The organism is Ideonella alba (genome assembly GCF_018069875.1).
Taxonomy (GTDB): Bacteria; Pseudomonadota; Gammaproteobacteria; order Burkholderiales; family Burkholderiaceae_C; genus Ideonella; species Ideonella alba.
The window spans coordinates 1-14,981 of sequence record NZ_JAGQDF010000026.1; the positions used below are offsets into that span (position 1 = coordinate 1).

General features: G+C 72.8%; 11 protein-coding genes and 1 pseudogene. 3 read left to right on the plus strand and 9 right to left on the minus strand.

Annotation, left to right across the window (positions count from 1 at the left end; genetic code table 11):
- Positions 1–225: 225 nt before the first annotated feature.
- The 6 genes from KAK07_RS24870 to KAK07_RS24895 form a co-directional block, all read right to left on the minus strand.
- Positions 226–792, minus strand: a complete 567-nt coding sequence (locus KAK07_RS24870; protein WP_210863650.1) for a LemA family protein — start codon at positions 790–792, stop codon at positions 226–228.
- On the minus strand, positions 792–1,505 hold the full coding sequence (gene queC / locus KAK07_RS24875) for a 7-cyano-7-deazaguanine synthase QueC (RefSeq protein ID WP_210863652.1): 714 nt from the start codon (positions 1,503–1,505) through the stop codon (positions 792–794). Before queC ends, KAK07_RS24870 begins: the two co-directional genes overlap by 1 nt.
- 2 nt (positions 1,506–1,507) lie before the next feature.
- Positions 1,508–2,788, minus strand: a complete 1,281-nt coding sequence (locus KAK07_RS24880) for a glutamate-5-semialdehyde dehydrogenase (protein ID WP_210863654.1) — start codon at positions 2,786–2,788, stop codon at positions 1,508–1,510.
- A gap of 42 nt (positions 2,789–2,830) precedes the next feature.
- A complete protein-coding gene (locus KAK07_RS24885; RefSeq protein ID WP_210863656.1) occupies positions 2,831–4,756 on the minus strand; it encodes a bL32 family ribosomal protein in 1,926 nt (641 codons plus the stop codon).
- Positions 4,757–4,970: 214 nt separating this feature from the next.
- Positions 4,971–5,945 carry an AEC family transporter gene (locus KAK07_RS24890; protein WP_210863659.1) on the minus strand — a complete coding sequence of 325 codons (975 nt, stop codon included), beginning with the start codon at positions 5,943–5,945 and terminating at the stop codon, positions 4,971–4,973.
- Positions 5,942–8,521, minus strand: a complete 2,580-nt coding sequence (locus KAK07_RS24895) for a DNA topoisomerase III (RefSeq protein WP_210863661.1) — start codon at positions 8,519–8,521, stop codon at positions 5,942–5,944. Before KAK07_RS24895 ends, KAK07_RS24890 begins: the two co-directional genes overlap by 4 nt.
- 109 nt (positions 8,522–8,630) lie before the next feature.
- On the opposite strand from KAK07_RS24895, the gene KAK07_RS24900 reads away from it, so the two are divergent.
- From KAK07_RS24900 to KAK07_RS24910, 3 genes are read left to right on the plus strand one after another with little or no spacing between them, the layout of a single operon-like run.
- On the plus strand, positions 8,631–9,131 hold the full coding sequence (locus tag KAK07_RS24900) for an SET domain-containing protein (RefSeq protein ID WP_210863663.1): 501 nt from the start codon (positions 8,631–8,633) through the stop codon (positions 9,129–9,131).
- 12 nt (positions 9,132–9,143) lie between these two features.
- Complete coding sequence (locus KAK07_RS24905) at positions 9,144–9,914, plus strand: biotin--[acetyl-CoA-carboxylase] ligase (protein WP_210863665.1); 771 nt, start codon at positions 9,144–9,146, stop codon at positions 9,912–9,914.
- Between the two features lies 1 nt (position 9,915).
- On the plus strand, positions 9,916–10,548 hold the full coding sequence (locus KAK07_RS24910) for a hypothetical protein (protein ID WP_210863667.1): 633 nt from the start codon (positions 9,916–9,918) through the stop codon (positions 10,546–10,548).
- A 7-nt stretch (positions 10,549–10,555) separates the two neighbouring features.
- Here KAK07_RS24910 and KAK07_RS24915 read toward each other — a convergent pair whose 3' ends face one another.
- The 3 genes and pseudogenes from KAK07_RS24915 to KAK07_RS24925 all read right to left on the minus strand — a co-directional run.
- Positions 10,556–12,397: a S8 family serine peptidase gene (locus KAK07_RS24915; RefSeq protein ID WP_210863669.1), complete on the minus strand. Its 1,842-nt coding sequence runs from the start codon at positions 12,395–12,397 to the stop codon at positions 10,556–10,558.
- 62 nt (positions 12,398–12,459) lie between these two features.
- Positions 12,460–14,667 carry a S8 family peptidase gene (locus tag KAK07_RS24920; protein ID WP_210863671.1) on the minus strand — a complete coding sequence of 736 codons (2,208 nt, stop codon included), beginning with the start codon at positions 14,665–14,667 and terminating at the stop codon, positions 12,460–12,462.
- A 122-nt stretch (positions 14,668–14,789) separates the two neighbouring features.
- Positions 14,790–14,981, minus strand: a pseudogene (locus KAK07_RS24925) (type I glyceraldehyde-3-phosphate dehydrogenase); the annotation flags it as partial.

Consider the following 14,981-nt stretch of genomic DNA (forward strand, 5'->3'; position numbering starts at 1 on the left):
CCTCCTTGACTTCGGCCAAGCGAACTCCCCCTCACCCGCTACCGACGTTCCCGCACTGCTCGCGCGAGCAGTCCCGACACGGTGCCAAGCGAGGTGGGGAAAAGGGGTCGAACGAAGTCAAGGAGGAGGCCGCAGGCCGGGGGACATGAGAGAGACCCCTTTTCCCCACCTCGCCTCAACCACATCTGCGGGCAATGACTGCCATGGGCAGTTCTCAGGCGTTCGCTAGACGCGCGCCGCCGCCCTGAACCGGAACACCGGCATCAGCAGCCGCGTCGGGAATTCCTCGATCGCGGTGTTGTAGGCGTCGGCCGCGGCGGTGTAGGTCTGGCGAGCGTAGGCCAGGTTGGGGGCCACTTCGGCGAGGGCGCTGCGCAGCGGGCGGATGGATTCGGACTGGGCCAGGTCGGCGTGCTGCTCCACCAGCGCGGACAGGCGGGCCAGCGGCGAGGCCAGTTCGCCCTCGGCCACCACCCAGGCCTGCAGGGCCACGGCCGAGGCGGGGCGGGCGCGCGCCGCGCGGGCGGCCGCCTGCTGTTTCTCCAGCGCGGCAGACAGTGCCGCCAGCGTGGTGGCCTCGCTGGCCATGGGTTCTTGCAGCTGGGCCAGCAGCGGCTCCAGCGCGGCGGCGCGGCGGGTGAGTTGTTCGTCGATCAGGCCCCAGGCCTGGGCCAGGGCCTGGCGCAGGCGCATCAGGCGGTTGTAGGCGCCCACCACCCAGAACAGCAACACGGCCAGCACGGCCATGCGCAGCAGCCAGGGGCGCAACGACTCCCAGTTCAGCAGGTCCATCAGGCCGTCCCTCGAGCCAGCCACTCGGCATGGCCGCGTGCGCGCAAGGCGCAGGCCGGGCAGTGGCCGCAGCCATGGCCCCAGGGGTGGCGCTGGCCACGCTCGCCCAGGTAGCAGGTGTGGGTGTGCTCGGCGATCAGCGCGTTCAACGCGTCACCGCCCAGCTGCTGCGACAAGGCCCAGGTGTCGGCCTTGGTCAGGAACATCAGCGGCGTCTCCAGCGTCATCGGGGTGTCCAGGCCCAGCGACAGCGCCACCTGCAGCGCCTTGAGCGTGTTGTCGCGGCAGTCGGGGTAGCCGGAGTAGTCGGTCTCGCACATGCCGCCCACCAGCACACTGGCGCTGCGGCGGTAGGCCAGCGTGGCGGCAAAGCCCAGGAACAGCAGGTTGCGCCCGGGCACGAAGGTGTTGGGCAGGCCGTTGGCCTGCAACTCGATCGCCCGATCGGCCGTCAGCGCGGTGTCGCTGATCTGGCCCAGCAGCGACAGGTCCAGCAGGTGGTCTTCGCCCAGGCGCGCGCCCCAGTGGGGGAACTGGCGCGCCAGCTCGGCCCGCACGGTCAGCCGGCAGTCCAGCTCGATGCGGTGGCGCTGGCCGTAGTCGAATCCCAGCGTCTCGACGCGCGCGAAGCGCTCGAGTGCCCAGGCCAGGCAGACCGTGGAGTCCTGCCCGCCGGAGAACAGCACCAGCGCCGTGCGCGGATCGGTGGCCATGCTCAGTGGCGGACCTCGCCCTGGCCCAGCACCACCCACTTCATCGAGGTCAGGCCCTCCAGCCCCACCGGGCCGCGGGCGTGGAACTTGTCGGTGCTGATGCCGATCTCGGCGCCCAGGCCGTACTCGAAGCCATCGGCAAAGCGGGTGCTGGCGTTGACCATCACGCTGGCCGAATCCACCTCGCGCAGGAAGCGCATCGCGTTCGGGTGGTTCGTGGTGAGGATGGCGTCGGTGTGGTGGCTGCCGTAGCGGTTGATGTGGGCGATCGCCTCATCCAGGCTGGCCACCTGCTTGATGCTGATGATCGGCGCCAGGTACTCCTCGGACCAGTCGCTCTCCTGCGCATCCACCAGCTGCGCACCGGGCACCGCGGCCAGGATCGCGCGGCTGGGCGCGTCGCAGCGCATCTCCACGCCCTTGGCGGCGAAGAGCGCGCCGATGCGCGGCAGGAAGGCGGCCGCCACCGCCTCGTGCACCAGCAGCGACTCGGTCGCATTGCAGGGGCTGTATTTCTGCGTCTTGGCGTTGTCGGTCACCACCAGCGCCTGCTCCAGGTCGACCTGGGCGTCGATGTAGGTGTGACAGTTGCCGTCCAGGTGCTTGATCACCGGCACCTTGGCTTCGGCGCTGATGCGCTCGATCAGCCCCTTGCCGCCGCGCGGGATGATCACGTCCACGTACTCGGGCATGGCAATCAGCCGGCCCACGGCGGCGCGGTCGGTGGTCTCCACCAGCTGCACCGCCTCGGCCGGCAGGCCGGCGGCCACCAGGGCCTGCTGCACCAGCTTCCACAGCGCCAGGTTGGAGTGGATGGCCTCGGAGCCGCCGCGCAGCACGCAGGCGTTGCCGCTCTTGATGGCCAGCGAGGCGGCCTCGATCGTGACGTTCGGGCGGCTCTCGTAGATCATGCCGAACACGCCCAGCGGCACCCGCATCTGGCCCACGCTGATGCCAGTGGGTCGGCGCTTCACGCCCGTGATCTCGCCGATCGGGTCGGGCATCGCGGCGAGCTGCTCGCAGCCCTCGGCCACCGTCTCGATGACCTTGGGCGTCAGGCGCAGGCGGTCGACCATCGGGGCGGTCAGGCCGGCGGCCTCGGCGGCGGCGATGTCCTGCGCATTGGCCTGGGCCAGCTGCGGGCCATGGCTGCGCAGGCGCGCGGCCAGCTCGGTCAGGGCCAGGTTCTTCTCGCGGGTGCCGGCACGCGCCATGGCGGTGGCGGCGGCGCGGGCCGCCACACCGACATGGGCCATGTAGGCGGGAATGTCGAGCGGGTTCATGCCCGGATTATCCGGGATGGGCCCGTGCGGCGCTGGCGCCGCTCAGAGCACGTAGGTGGCCACCCGGCGCCAGTGACTCTCGGCGCGGGCCAGATCGCCCAGGCGCATCGTGGCCTGGGCCAGGCAGATTTCGGCCTCGGTGGTGAGCTGGGCACGCAGGCGCAGCGCGGTCTCAGGCTGCAGGCCCGGTGTCTGCAGCGCGCGCTGGCGCCAAAGCGACGCCTGGTCGGCGTCGCCCAGTTCGGCCCACAGCAGCGACAGCCGCCCCAGGCCCTCGGCCCGGGCAGCGCCCTGGCCGGCGGCCTCGCCGCGCGTGGCCAGGCGCATGGCCAGGCGACGGGCCTCCTCGACCAGCGCACCGCCGGGCAGGTCCACGGCCTCGCGCAGCAGGTCGGCCTGCTCGGCGATCGTGGGCACGCGCTCGAAGGCCTGCAACCAGGCCATCACCAGCCGCGCGGTGGACTCGCCCGCCAGCTGGCTGATGCGCACCTGCATGGCCAGCAGGCGCGCCTGGGTGGCCGGCTCGATGGTCTGCGGCTGCAGCGCCGCCAGCGCGGCCACGCGGGCGCGCAGGCGGCTGAAGTGGCCGCTGACGGCCTCGTGCTCGGCGCGGGCCAGCAGCACCTGGGCCTCGGCGACGATCCAGGCCTCGGTCAGGCGGTGGCGCGGTGCCTGTTCGGCCACGGCCTTGACGGCGGCGCCGGTCTGGCGGATCAGGCCGGTGATGACCTCGTCGGAGACCGCCGGTGCGCGCGCCATCACCGGCACCACCTGGGCCAGCAGGCTGGCGCGCTCGATCGGGTCGACCATGCTGCGCAGGCCCTCGCCCAGGCGGGTCAGCAGCGGCTGCACGCTGGTCAGGCCGTGGTCGTGCAGGCCCCAGGCGTGCACCATCAGGCGGGCGCGGCGCAGTTGCTCGGTCAGGCGGGGGTCGACGCTGGCGCGCCAGGGCTCCAGCGATTGCAGCAGTTCCTCGGCGCGGCCCAGCTGGCCGGATTCGGCCAGCGCCACGGCCAGGTCGGCACGCAAGCCCGGCAGCAGATCGACCGGCCAGGTCACGCCCGCGCCCAGCGGCGGCAGGCCCTCGACCCGGCCGAAGGAGGTGGCCAGCAGTTGTTCTGGGGTCTGTGGCGGCACGTCAGGCCCGGGGCGCAGCGAATCGGCCGGCTCGACCGTCCAGATCGGCGCCGCCGGGCGGCCACCGGCCGACGGGGCCTGCTCGCCACGGTCGACGCGAGCCAGCAGGCGGTCGATCGGCTCGCCGGGCGCCACCCAGGCGGCGGCGGCGGCCACCGGCACCGCATCCAGCGAACCACCGCGGGGCATGAACCAGCCGGCGGCAAAGGCCGCGCCCGCCAGCATCACACCGCCGCCCAGCATTGCCGGGCGCTGCCAGAGCGGCAGGGCCCGGCCCGGGCGCGCCAGGCCGTGGCGGCTTTCCAGCTGCTGGCGGATCTCCTGGCGCAGGCGGTGTTCCATCTCGGCCTCGGCCCGCCGGCGCGACTGCTGCTGCTCGGCGGCCACGCGCAGCGCCACGCGCGCCTGCTCCTGCTTGCGCAGCTTGCGGCGCATCAGCAGCTCGGGCGAGACCTTGTCGATGTAGACGCCGCAGTGCGCGCACTGGCGGTGCGGCCCGGGCACCATGATCTCGCCGCAGGCGGGGCACTCGACCCGGCCGTCGCCATCGGACTCCGGCTTGGGCGCCAGCTGCAGCACCGGGGTGATCTCGACCAGCAGACCGGCGCGTTCCAGCAGGTTGGCCCGCTCGGCACGCTCGCGCGAGACACCGCGGCCCAGCACCACACTGGACGCGGACTGCAGCGCCTCGGCCAGCGCCTGCGCCTTGGCCGGCGGCAGCCGGGCCAGGTCGATCAGGCGCTGCTGCAGTCCCTCGAGGGGGCAGTCGGGCGCACGACGTGCTCGCACGTCAAAGCGCGGCTCGCCGACTTCCTGGGGGGTGGCTTCCAACGACTCACTCCTGGGCTCTTCTTCGGGGGCTGCGTCCGGGGACGCGCCGCGTATCGACCGTGACACGATGCAACGGTTGTCGCAACCCGTAGGTTAAACCCAGAAACCGCCGCTGCGCACCCCGGAAATCCAGCGGTGACGCGGCGGCAGCGCACGAGGCCGCCACGAAGTGACGCCGGTCACGCCACCCGGCCAGCGGTGTGGCGGGCGCGAGTCACCCCAGGCGCGACAGCGCCCACAGCCAGACCGGCACGGTGAGCGCAAAGCCCAGCGTGGAGATCACGTTGACGGCGGTGGTCTCGGCCTCCAGCGCCCGGTAGCGCTGCGAGAACATCATCGCGTTGGAGCCGGTGGGCAGCGCCGCCGCCACCACCAGCACCTGCAGCGGCAGCCCGGTCAGGCCGAACGCCCCGGCCGCCACCGCCCACACCAGCAGCGGCTGCAGCAGCAGCTTGAGCAGGGTCACCGACAGCGCGCCGCCCAGCGAGCGCGGCAGGCCCAGGTAGGCCAGCGACATGCCGATCAGCGTCAGGCACAGCGGCACCATCGCCGAGCCCAGCAGGATCAGCACCTCGTCCAGCGGCCCGGGCAGCGGCCAGCCGGTGGCGTTCCACAGCAGCCCGGCCACCACCGGCAGCACCACCGGGTGGATCAGCGCATTGCGCAGCGTGCTGGCCAGCACCGGGCCCAGGCCGCTGTCGGGCGCCGCATGGGCGCGCGCCAGGTCCAGCTCGACCAGCGTGGTGCACACCAGCAGCAGCACCAGCGCGTGCACGCTAATCACCGTCAGCAGCAGGCCCAGGCCGGTCTCGCCGAAGACGCCCGAGACCACCGGCACGCCGATCTGCAGCGTGTTGCCGAAGGTGGCGCTGATCGCCCGCACCGACGGCGCCGCCACCGGCAGGCCGCGGCGCGCCTGCCACAGCCGCTGCCAGGCGTAGACGCCCAGCATCATCGCCACCACCGGCACGAAGTAGGCGGCCAGCATCGCCCAGGGCAGCTGGGCCAGGTCCAGCCGCGCAGTGGTGCGAAACAGCAGCGCCGGCGCGAACAGGAAGAAGGCCGCATTGGCCAGCACCCGCGCCGGCTCGGCGCGCTCGTCGCCCAGCCAGCGCATGCGGCCCACCACCCAGCCGAAGCCGGCGATCAGGCCGATCGCCGCCAGCTTGGCGAAGAGGACCGCGCTCACTCGCTGGCGGTGGCCTTCTTGGCGGCGGCCTTCTTGGCCGGCACCTTGGCGGCGCGCGGCTCGAACTCGAAGATCACCTTGCCTTCCTTCTTGTCATAGGTGAGGAAGGCCTTGAACTTGCGCCGCGTCTTGTTCGAGACGAAGTTCTCCAGCAGGTCGGTCTTGCCGGTGGTCAGCAGCTTGTGCACCTGGGCGTGGTCGATCGGCTGGGTCAGGATGATCTGGCCGGTCTTGAAGTCGCAGGTGACGTGCGCGCCCACCGCGTGCTCGCACACATAGTTGCTGCCGTGCTCGTACACGTGGCCGGCGCACTTGGGGCAGGCGCCCAGGCTTTGCTGGCCGCTGAAGTCCACCGGCTCGCCGTCGTCCTTGGCCTTGTCGTCGTCGCCGAAGTCGAACTCCAGCTTCCAGTTGCCGATCTCGTCGTCGAAGACCAGCTGCAGCTCGGCCGTGAAGGGCCAGCCCGCCTTGGAGCGGAAGCCCTCCAGCGGGCCGATGCGCTTGTCGGTCAGGAAGCGCTCGACCTCGGGCAGCTCGAAGCTGCGGCCGGCCGGGATCTTGGTCATCGAGAAGCCGCAGCCTTCGCTGGCGCCGTCGGCCCCGGTGCAGGTGAAGCGCCGGTAGTTCTCCTTGACCACGCCGCCGCAGTGCGGACAGGGCGCCTGCAGCGTGGCGTAGTCGCCGGGGATGGTGTCGCGGTCGTACTCCTTGGCCTTCTTGACGATGCGCTCGGCCATCTTGGCGATCTCGCCCATGAAGCGCTCGCGCGACAGGCGGCCATGCTCCATCTCGGCCAGCTGGTGCTCCCAGTTGCCGGTCAGCTCGGGCTTGGTCAGGTCTTCCACGCCCAGGCCGCGCAGCAGCGTCATCAGCTGGAAGGCCTTGGCGGTGGGCATCAGGTCTCGGCCCTCGCGCAGCATGTACTTCTCGGTGATCAGGCCTTCGATGATGGCGGCGCGGGTGGCTGGCGTGCCCAGGCCCTTCTCCTGCATCGCGGCCTTGAGCTCCTCGTCGTCGATCAGCTTGCCGGCGCCTTCCATCGCGCTCAGCAGCGTGGCTTCGGTGTAGCGCGCCGGCGGCTTGGTGCGCAGCGCGTTCAGCGCCACCTCGTCGGTGGCCACGGTCTCACCCGGCTTGACCGGCACCAGCGTGGCGTCCTCGTCCTGGGCCTCCTTGCCGTAGACCGCCAGCCAGCCCGGGTTGGTCAGCACCTTGCCGTTGGTGATGAAGCGGTGCTGCTTGACCGCGGTGGTGCGGGTGGTCACCTGGTACTCGGCCGGCGGGTAGAACACCGCCAGGAAGCGCTTGACCACCAGGTCGTAGAGCTTGGCCTCGATCTCGGTCAGGCTCTTGGGCGCCTGCAGCGTGGGGATGATGGCGAAGTGGTCCGACACCTTGGCGTTGTCGAACACCCGCTTGGTGGGCTTGACGTAGCCCTCGTTCAGTCCCTTGCGGGCGTGCTGGCTGAGGCTGCGCAGCGGGCCGGGCAGTTCCTCGTCGGCCAGCATCTCGAAGGTCTGCTTGACCACGCTCAAGTAGTCCTCGGGCAGCGCGCGCGAGTCCGTCCGCGGGTAGGTCAGCACCTTGTGCTTTTCGTACAGCGCCTGGGCGATCGACAGCGTGGTCTTGGCCGAGAAGCCGAAGCGGCTGTTGGCCTCGCGCTGCAGCGTGGTCAGGTCGTACAGCAGCGGGCTGGACTGGCTGCTGGGCTTGCTTTCCTCGGTGACCGTGCCGCTCTGGCCGGTCACATCCGCCACGATGGCCTGGGCCTCGGCCAGGGTCCACAGGCGGTCCTGGCGGCGGTCGGGGTCATCGTTCTTCTTGAACGCGGGGTCGAACCACTTGCCGTCGTACTGGCCCGCGGCCGCACCGAAGGTGGCCTTGATTTCCCAGTAGTCGCGCGGCACGTGCTTGCGGATCTTCTCCTCGCGCTCCACCACGATCGACAGCGTGGGCGTCTGCACCCGGCCCACGGTGGTCAGGAAGAAGCCGCCATCGCGCGAGTTGAAGGCGGTCATCGCCCGCGTGCCGTTGATGCCCACCAGCCAGTCGGCTTCGCTGCGGCTGCGCGCGGCGTCGGCCAGGCCCAGCATCTGCTCGTCGCTGCGCAGCTGCGCAAAGCCGTCGCGGATCGCCTGCGGCGTCATGCTCTGCAGCCACAGGCGGCGCACCGGCTTGTTCAGCGGTGTCTTGCCGGTGTCGGCGTACTGCACGATCAGGCGGAAGATCAGCTCACCCTCGCGCCCCGCGTCACAGGCGTTGATCAGCTCGGTCACGTCCTTGCGCTTGACCAGCTTGACCACGGCGTTCAGCCGCGCCTTGCCCTTGTCGATCGGGGCCAGGTCGAAGTGCGGAGGCACCACCGGCAGGTGGGCGAAGCTCCACTTGCCGCGCTTGACGTCATAGGCCTCGGGGGCCTTGATTTCCACCAGGTGGCCCACCGCCGAGGTGACCACGTAGCGGTCGTTCTCGAAATGGTCGGCGTGCTTCTCGAACTTGCCCGCCGTCGGGGTCAGCGCGCGCACGATGTCCTGGGCCACGCTGGGCTTCTCGGCAATGATCAGTGATTTGCTCATCGGTCTCGGTTCAAGGGCCGCCGCAGGGTGCTGCGGCCGCCTCCATACAATGCGTTCTCTCGCGCGCTCACGCGTACGCACGCGCGCGCCCATGATTTCAATGTACCCAATGAAGACCACGCCGCAAGAAACGCCCTCCGCCCCCCGTCGCCGCCTGGGCTCCGGGATCCAGGTGCGCCGCAGCGGCGTGCATGGCAAGGGCGTGTTCGCCACCCGCGACTTCGAGCCCGGCGAGACCGTCATCGAATACACCGGCGAGCTCATCAGCTGGGACGAGGCGCTGCGCCGCCACCCCCACGACCCCGACCAGCCCGACCACACCTTCTACTTCCAGCTCGAGGACGGCCGCACCATCGACGCCCTCTACGGCGGCAACGCGGCGCGCTGGATCAACCACGCCTGCGACCCCAACTGCGAGGCCGAGGAAACCGACGGCCGGGTCTTCATCAAGACCCTGCGCGCGATCCGCGCCGGCGAGGAGCTGAACTACATCTACGGCCTGACGCTGGACGAGCGCTACACGCCGGCGCTGAAGAAGCGCTTCGCCTGCCGCTGCGGCTCGCCCCAGTGCACCGGCACGATGCTGGTGCCCAAGCGCCGACGCCGCTGAGCGCCTGAAGCCATGCAGGACTGGCGCATTGCCGAGCTGCGCACGGCCCTGGCCACCCACTGGCCGGGCCTGGTGGCCGAGGCCCTGCCCGAGATCGGCTCGACCAGCACCGAGCTGCTGCTGCGCGCCCGCGAGGCCGGCGCCGCCTTCGCGCCCTGCCTGCTGGTGGCCGAGCGCCAGACCGCCGGCCGTGGCCGCCTGGGCCGGCAGTGGCAGTCGGGCGTGGGCGATGCGCTGACCTTCTCGCTGGCGGTGGCGCTGGGCCGTGCCGACTGGTCCGGCCTGTCGCTGGCGGTGGGCGTGGCGCTGGCCGAGGCGATCGACCCCGCCAATGCCTGGCTGCGCCTGAAGTGGCCCAACGACCTGTGGCTGGCCGACGGCCGCAAGCTCGGCGGCATCCTGGTCGAAGGCCTGCCGCTGCCCCAGGGCCCGCGGGTGGCGGTGGTGGGCGTGGGGCTGAACCTGCGCGCGCCGGCCGACCCGTCGCTGCCCGCGGCCGGCCTGACCGACTTCGAACCCGGGCTGGACGCCCCCGCGCTGCTGGCCCGCGTGGCCCCGGCGCTGGCCGCCGCACTGCGCCGCTTCGACACCGAAGGCTTCAGCGGATTCGCCGCGGCCTTTGCCACCCGCGACGTGCTGGCCGGCCGCCCGATCCGCACCACCGACCCCGCCCTGCCCGCCGGCCTGGCCGACGGCGTGGACAGCGACGGCGCACTGCGCCTGCGCTGCGACGGCCGCCTGCAACGCGTCGTCAGCGGCGAAGTCAGCGTGCGGCCGAACTGACATGCTGCGTCTGCTGGTCATCCTGCTGCTGCTGGCCAACCTGGCCTGGTGGGCCCTGCACTGGCCGCCGCTGGCCGAGCCGCTGGGCCTGGGCAGCGAGCAGCGCGAGCCACAGCGCCAGGCGCGGCAGGTCCACCCGGAGCGCGTGGAGCTGCTGCCGCCCTCGCGCGCGGCCTCGGCCGCCAGCGGCGCCGCCGACGTGATGGCCTGCCTGGAAGCCGGTCCGCTGGACGACCCCGCCTTCGCCCAGGCCCGCCAGGCGATGGCGCTGGCCGGCATCGGGCCCGAAGCCTGGGTGGAGCTGCGCCGCGAGCTGCCCGGCAGCTGGGGCCTGTACATGGGCCGCTTCACCGACCTGGAGCAACAGAAGCGCAAGCTCGAGGAGCTGCAGCGCATCAACGTGCCCAGCGAGCCGGCACCCGGCGCGCTGGCGCCGGGCCTGCTGCTGGGCCGCTACACCGATCCGCAGCAGGCCGAGGCGGCGCTGCAGCGGCTGCAGACGCGCGGCGTGCGCACCGCCCGCGTGCAGGTGCTGCAGGCGCCCACGGTGGAGCACCGCCTGCGCATCGAGCGCGTGTCGGCCGCGGCGCGTGCGCGCCTGCCCGCCGCGCCGGTCTGGCGCGACTGCCGCTGAACCCGCTTCAGCGGCGCCGGCCCAGGGCCAGCGCCGCGCCCAGCAGGCCCAGCGCCGACCAGGGCGAGCTGCCGCCGCCGCCACCGCCCGCCGGGCTGCCGGTGCCGCTGTCGCCGCCGGTGGACGCGGTGGGTTCGCGATCGGGGCCCATGGCCACGGCCTCGCGCAGCTCGGCGGTGTCCAGCCACTCGGTGGGCCAGTTCGGCGCCTGCCAGCTGCTGCCGGCGGCCTGCGCCTGGGCCCAGGCCAGGGCCTGGTCGGCGTCCAGGATGCCGGCGCCGCAGTTGGCGGTGCTGCACAGGCAGCGCCCGGGGTTGTCGACGCTGCAGGCGCCGATCAGCGTGGAGCGCACATGCGGCCGGGCGCTGCGGCCCAGGCCGTCGACCAGTTGCGCCGCGCTCAGCCGCGGGTCGGCCGTCAGCATCATCGCCAGCGTGGCCGAGACCAGCGGCGCCGCGAAGCTGCTGCCATAGTGCGCGCCCCAGCCGGGGTTGGCGGCGCGGTCCAGGCCCTCGTTGGTCGGGCCCAGCAGGCCCGGATCGGCCAGCAGCGCGCCCCACAGGCCCTGGTTGTCGTCGCCGCCGACGGTGGCAATCGCCAGCGCACTGCCGAAGTTCGAGTAGCTGGCCTTGAAGCCGTCGCGGTTCAGCGCGGCCACGCCCACCACATGGCGGCAGTTGGCCGGCCGGGCCGGAGCGGCATGGGCATTGCCGGCCGGGGCCACCACCAGCACGCCGCGCGCCCAGAGCTCGTCGATCGCCGCCTGGTACTCCGAGCCGCAGTCGAGCTGCCCGCCGAAGCTCAGGTTGATGAGCTTGGCCGGATACGGGTTGGTGGGCGCCCACTCAGCGCAGCCCGAGCCCGGGTCCTGCGGATCGGCCCAGCGCTGGCAGACCGCCAGGCCGGCCGCCCAGCGCAGGCCGTCGACGATGTCGCGCAGGCTGGCGCCGCACTGGCCCGACACCCGCACCGGCAGCAGGCGCAGGCCGTCGTAGGCGCCGGCGCCGCCGCTGGCGTCGCGGGTGTGGCCGGCCAGCAGGCCCGCCACGGCGGTGCCGTGCCAGCTGCTGGCGCTGCTGCTGCAGCCGGCGTAGCGGGTGGGGTCGGCGCTGCGCTCGCTGTCGGTGACGGCGTCGCCGGGATCGCTGGGGTCGCTGTCGCGGCCGTCGCCGTCGGCGGCCAGGCCGCGGCCCACGCCGCTGTCCCAGTCGCTGACCATGTCGAAGCCGGGCAGCACCCGGCGGGGGTCGATGTCGGGGTGGGCGGTGAGGCCGGTGTCGAGCACCGCCACCACCGGGCCGCTGCCGGCACCCAGGCGCGCCCAGGCGGTCTGGAAACCCGGTGCGCCGCGGCGGCGCTCGGACGCCGCATTGGCATTGGCGCCGCCGGCCGGGTGCAGCCACCACTGCTCGCTGTACAGCGGGTCATCGGGCAGCGCCTGCAGGCGGCTTTCGCGGCGGTCGGGCTCGACCCAGGCCAGGCCGGGCTGGGCGGCCAGCGCGGTCTGCCAGCGACGCGCCTCGGTGGCGCTCAGGCGGTGGCCCGGCACCAGCCGCCACGAGGCCCGGCCCACCGGCTCCAGGCGCCAGCCGGTCTCGCCGTCCAGGCCGCTGCCGCTGAGCACCGCCTGCCATTGCCGTCGCTGCGCCAGGCGCAGCACCTGGCTGCGCGCCAGCGCGCTGGCCTGGCGGCGGTCCTGGGGCGGACTCAGCTCGGTGTGGGCCGGCGCGTCGCGCAGGCGCAGGATGAAGGCCTCGGGCGCGGCAGCGGGGGCGGCCGTGGCGGCCAGCGGCAAGCCGCAGGCGACGGCGCCCAGCCAGGGGCGCAGGCGTGAAACAAGGTCAGGCATGCCGGGCATCCGGTCAGTGGGTCTGACCGGATATCGGCGCCCGCCCGGCGCGTCTGAAGCGCTTATCGCCGGCGGCGCAGCGCCAGCCCGGCCAGAGCCAGTCCCAGCCCGAAGGGCCACGAGCTGCCACCGCCGCCGCCGCCCGAGCTGGCGGCCTGGGCGCTGATCTGCAGCGACTGCTCGACGCTGGACGACAGGCCCTGGTTGTCGGTGACCGTCAGGCGCAGCGTGACCGTGCCCGCCGCGCTGGTGGTGAGCGTGGCGGTGGCGCCGGTGGTGCTGCCGCTGAAGGCCGCCCGGGTGCCGCCGTCCACGATCTCCCACTGGTAGCTGGCAATGCTGCGGCCGCTGTCCACGGTGCTGCCGGCCGCGCTGAGCGCCACGCTGTCGCCCACGGTGGGGGCGCTGGGCGAGGCCGAGATCGCCGCCTGCAGGCTGGACGAGGCCACCGGCAGGGCCAGCGTGGTGCTGCCGCTGTGGCCCTGGTCGTCGGTGATGGTCAGGCTGACGGTGACGGTGCCGGCACCGCTGGTGTCCAGCGTGGCACTGGCCGCGTTGGTGGCACTGACGAAGCTGGCCAGCGCGCCGCCGCCGGTGATCGACCAGGCGTACGACGCAATGCTGCGCCCGCTGCCCACGCTGGAGCCGCTGCTGGACAGCGTCACCCGCGCCCCGGCCACCGGGGTGCTGGGCGAGGCGCTGATCACCGCCGCGACATCACTGACGGCCGCCGCCACTGCCGCGGCGCTGTCGAGCATGCCGGCGCCGCAGGTGCTGGTGGTGCAGTAGCACTCGCTGTCCTGCGGCGTGCCGTTGGGGGCGTGGCAGACGCCGCTGGTGCTGTCGCCACCGGTGGTGGGGAAGGGCCGCGCGGTGGCGCGCAGCAGCGTGCGGATGCGCGTGCCGGTCAGCGAGGCATTGGCCGACTTCATCAGCGCCGCGGTGCCGGCCACGATCGGCGCCGAGAAGCTGGTGCCCACCGAGTAGTTGAAGGCGTCGGTGTAGATCGAGTTGCCGGGCGTGGTGGCGCCGTCGTTGGCGGTGGTGACGATCGGGTACAGGCAGGCGCCGGTCTCGTTGACGCAGTTGCCCGCCGGCGCGCTGATCGCCACCTGCGGGCCCAGGCTGGAGTAGCCCACCTTGGTGCCCACATGGCGCAGGCCGCCCACCGCGACCACGCCGGTGCAGTTGGCGGGCGCGCCCACCGCGTCGCCCTCGTTGCCGGCCGCCACCACCACGGTCACGCCCAGCGCCAGCACCTCGTTGATCGCGCGCTGGTAGGCGGTGCCGCAGGCGCCGCTGCCGCCCAGGCTGAGGTTGATCACCTGCGCCGGATTCGGGTTGACCGGTGCGCCGGTGACCGTCAGGCCGGCCGCCCAGCGGATGCCGTCGATGATGTCCGAGTCGTAGCCGCCACACTTGCCCAGCACCCGCACCGGCAGGATCTGCGCGCTGCCCGCCACGCCCGCCACGCCCAGCGCGTTGTTCGTGCCGGCACCGACGATGCCCGAGACCTGGGTGCCATGCCAGCTGCTGTCGAACAGGCTGGGGTGGTTGTTGATGTCGGCCTGGCTGACCCAGTCGCCGGGGTCGGTGGCATCGGCGTTGCGGCAGGAGCCGTTGCCGGTCAGGCAGCCGCCGCTGTCGGGCGAGATCATGTTGTAGCCGGGCAGGAAGCGGCCGGCCAGGTCGGGGTGCTCGCTGCGCACGCCGGTGTCGAGCACCGCCACCACCACGCCGCTGCCGCGGCTGGTGTCCCAGGCCTTGGTGGTGCGGGTGGCCGAGACCAGCGTGCTGTCATAGGGGCGCAGCCACCACTGGCCGGCCGGCGGCATCGGGCTGGACTGGCCGCTGGCGAAGAAGGGGTCGTTGGGCACGAAGGCGGCGCGGCGGCGGCGGTCGGGCACCGCCCATTCCACCTGCGGGTCCTGAGCCAGCCGCTCGGCCAGTGCCTGCGCGCTCAGGCCGCTGGCCTGCACCAGCTGCTGGCGCAGGCCCATCGGCCGGCCATCCTGCAGCCGCAGGCCCACGCGGGCGCCCAGCGTGCCGGCATGCTGCGCCTGGACCTGGCCGCGCGCAGCGGCAGCGCGCACGACGCTGCTGTCCTCGCGGTAGCGCACGATCACGCGAGCCTGCTCGCCGCCGGCCTGCTCGCTGCGGGCCGCCGCGGTGGCGGTGGCGCGCAGCGGCCCCTGTTCGGCCGCGCCGGCCGCGGTGCTCAGCGCCAGCAGCCCGGCCAGCAGAAAGGTCCGTCCCTTGATCATCGCCATGTGCTTCTCCTCGCCCGCGAGTCTAGGGCGCAGGACATTGCCGGGATGTTGCCGTGTGCAAGCCCGCACTCAGCCATGAAAAAAGCCCGCCGAAGCGGGCTTTCCTGCGTGCGCCAGGCCGATCAGCCGGCGATGACGCGGGCCATCTCCAGGCACTTGTTCGAGTAGCCCCACTCGTTGTCGTACCAGGCCACGACCTTGACGAAGGTCTTGTCCAGCGCGATGCCGGCCTCGGCGTCGAACACCGAGGTGCACGGCTCGCCGCGGAAGTCGGTGGCCACCACCTTGTCCTCGGTGTAGCCCAGCACGCCCTT

Bases quoted from the DNA above. Each gene is read 5' to 3' on its own strand.
- KAK07_RS24895 (WP_210863661.1), bottom strand. From the start codon at position 8,521: ATGAGCAAATCACTGATCATTGCCGAGAAGCCCAGCGTGGCCCAGGAC.
- KAK07_RS24910 (WP_210863667.1), top strand. From the start codon at position 9,916: ATGCTGCGTCTGCTGGTCATCCTGCTGCTGCTGGCCAACCTGGCCTGG.
- KAK07_RS24900 (WP_210863663.1), top strand. From the start codon at position 8,631: ATGAAGACCACGCCGCAAGAAACGCCCTCCGCCCCCCGTCGCCGCCTG.
- KAK07_RS24870 (WP_210863650.1), bottom strand. From the start codon at position 792: ATGGACCTGCTGAACTGGGAGTCGTTGCGCCCCTGGCTGCTGCGCATG.
- KAK07_RS24880 (WP_210863654.1), bottom strand. From the start codon at position 2,788: ATGAACCCGCTCGACATTCCCGCCTACATGGCCCATGTCGGTGTGGCG.
- KAK07_RS24920 (WP_210863671.1), bottom strand. From the start codon at position 14,667: ATGGCGATGATCAAGGGACGGACCTTTCTGCTGGCCGGGCTGCTGGCG.
- queC (WP_210863652.1), bottom strand. From the start codon at position 1,505: ATGGCCACCGATCCGCGCACGGCGCTGGTGCTGTTCTCCGGCGGGCAG.
- KAK07_RS24915 (WP_210863669.1), bottom strand. From the start codon at position 12,397: ATGCCTGACCTTGTTTCACGCCTGCGCCCCTGGCTGGGCGCCGTCGCC.
- KAK07_RS24905 (WP_210863665.1), top strand. From the start codon at position 9,144: ATGCAGGACTGGCGCATTGCCGAGCTGCGCACGGCCCTGGCCACCCAC.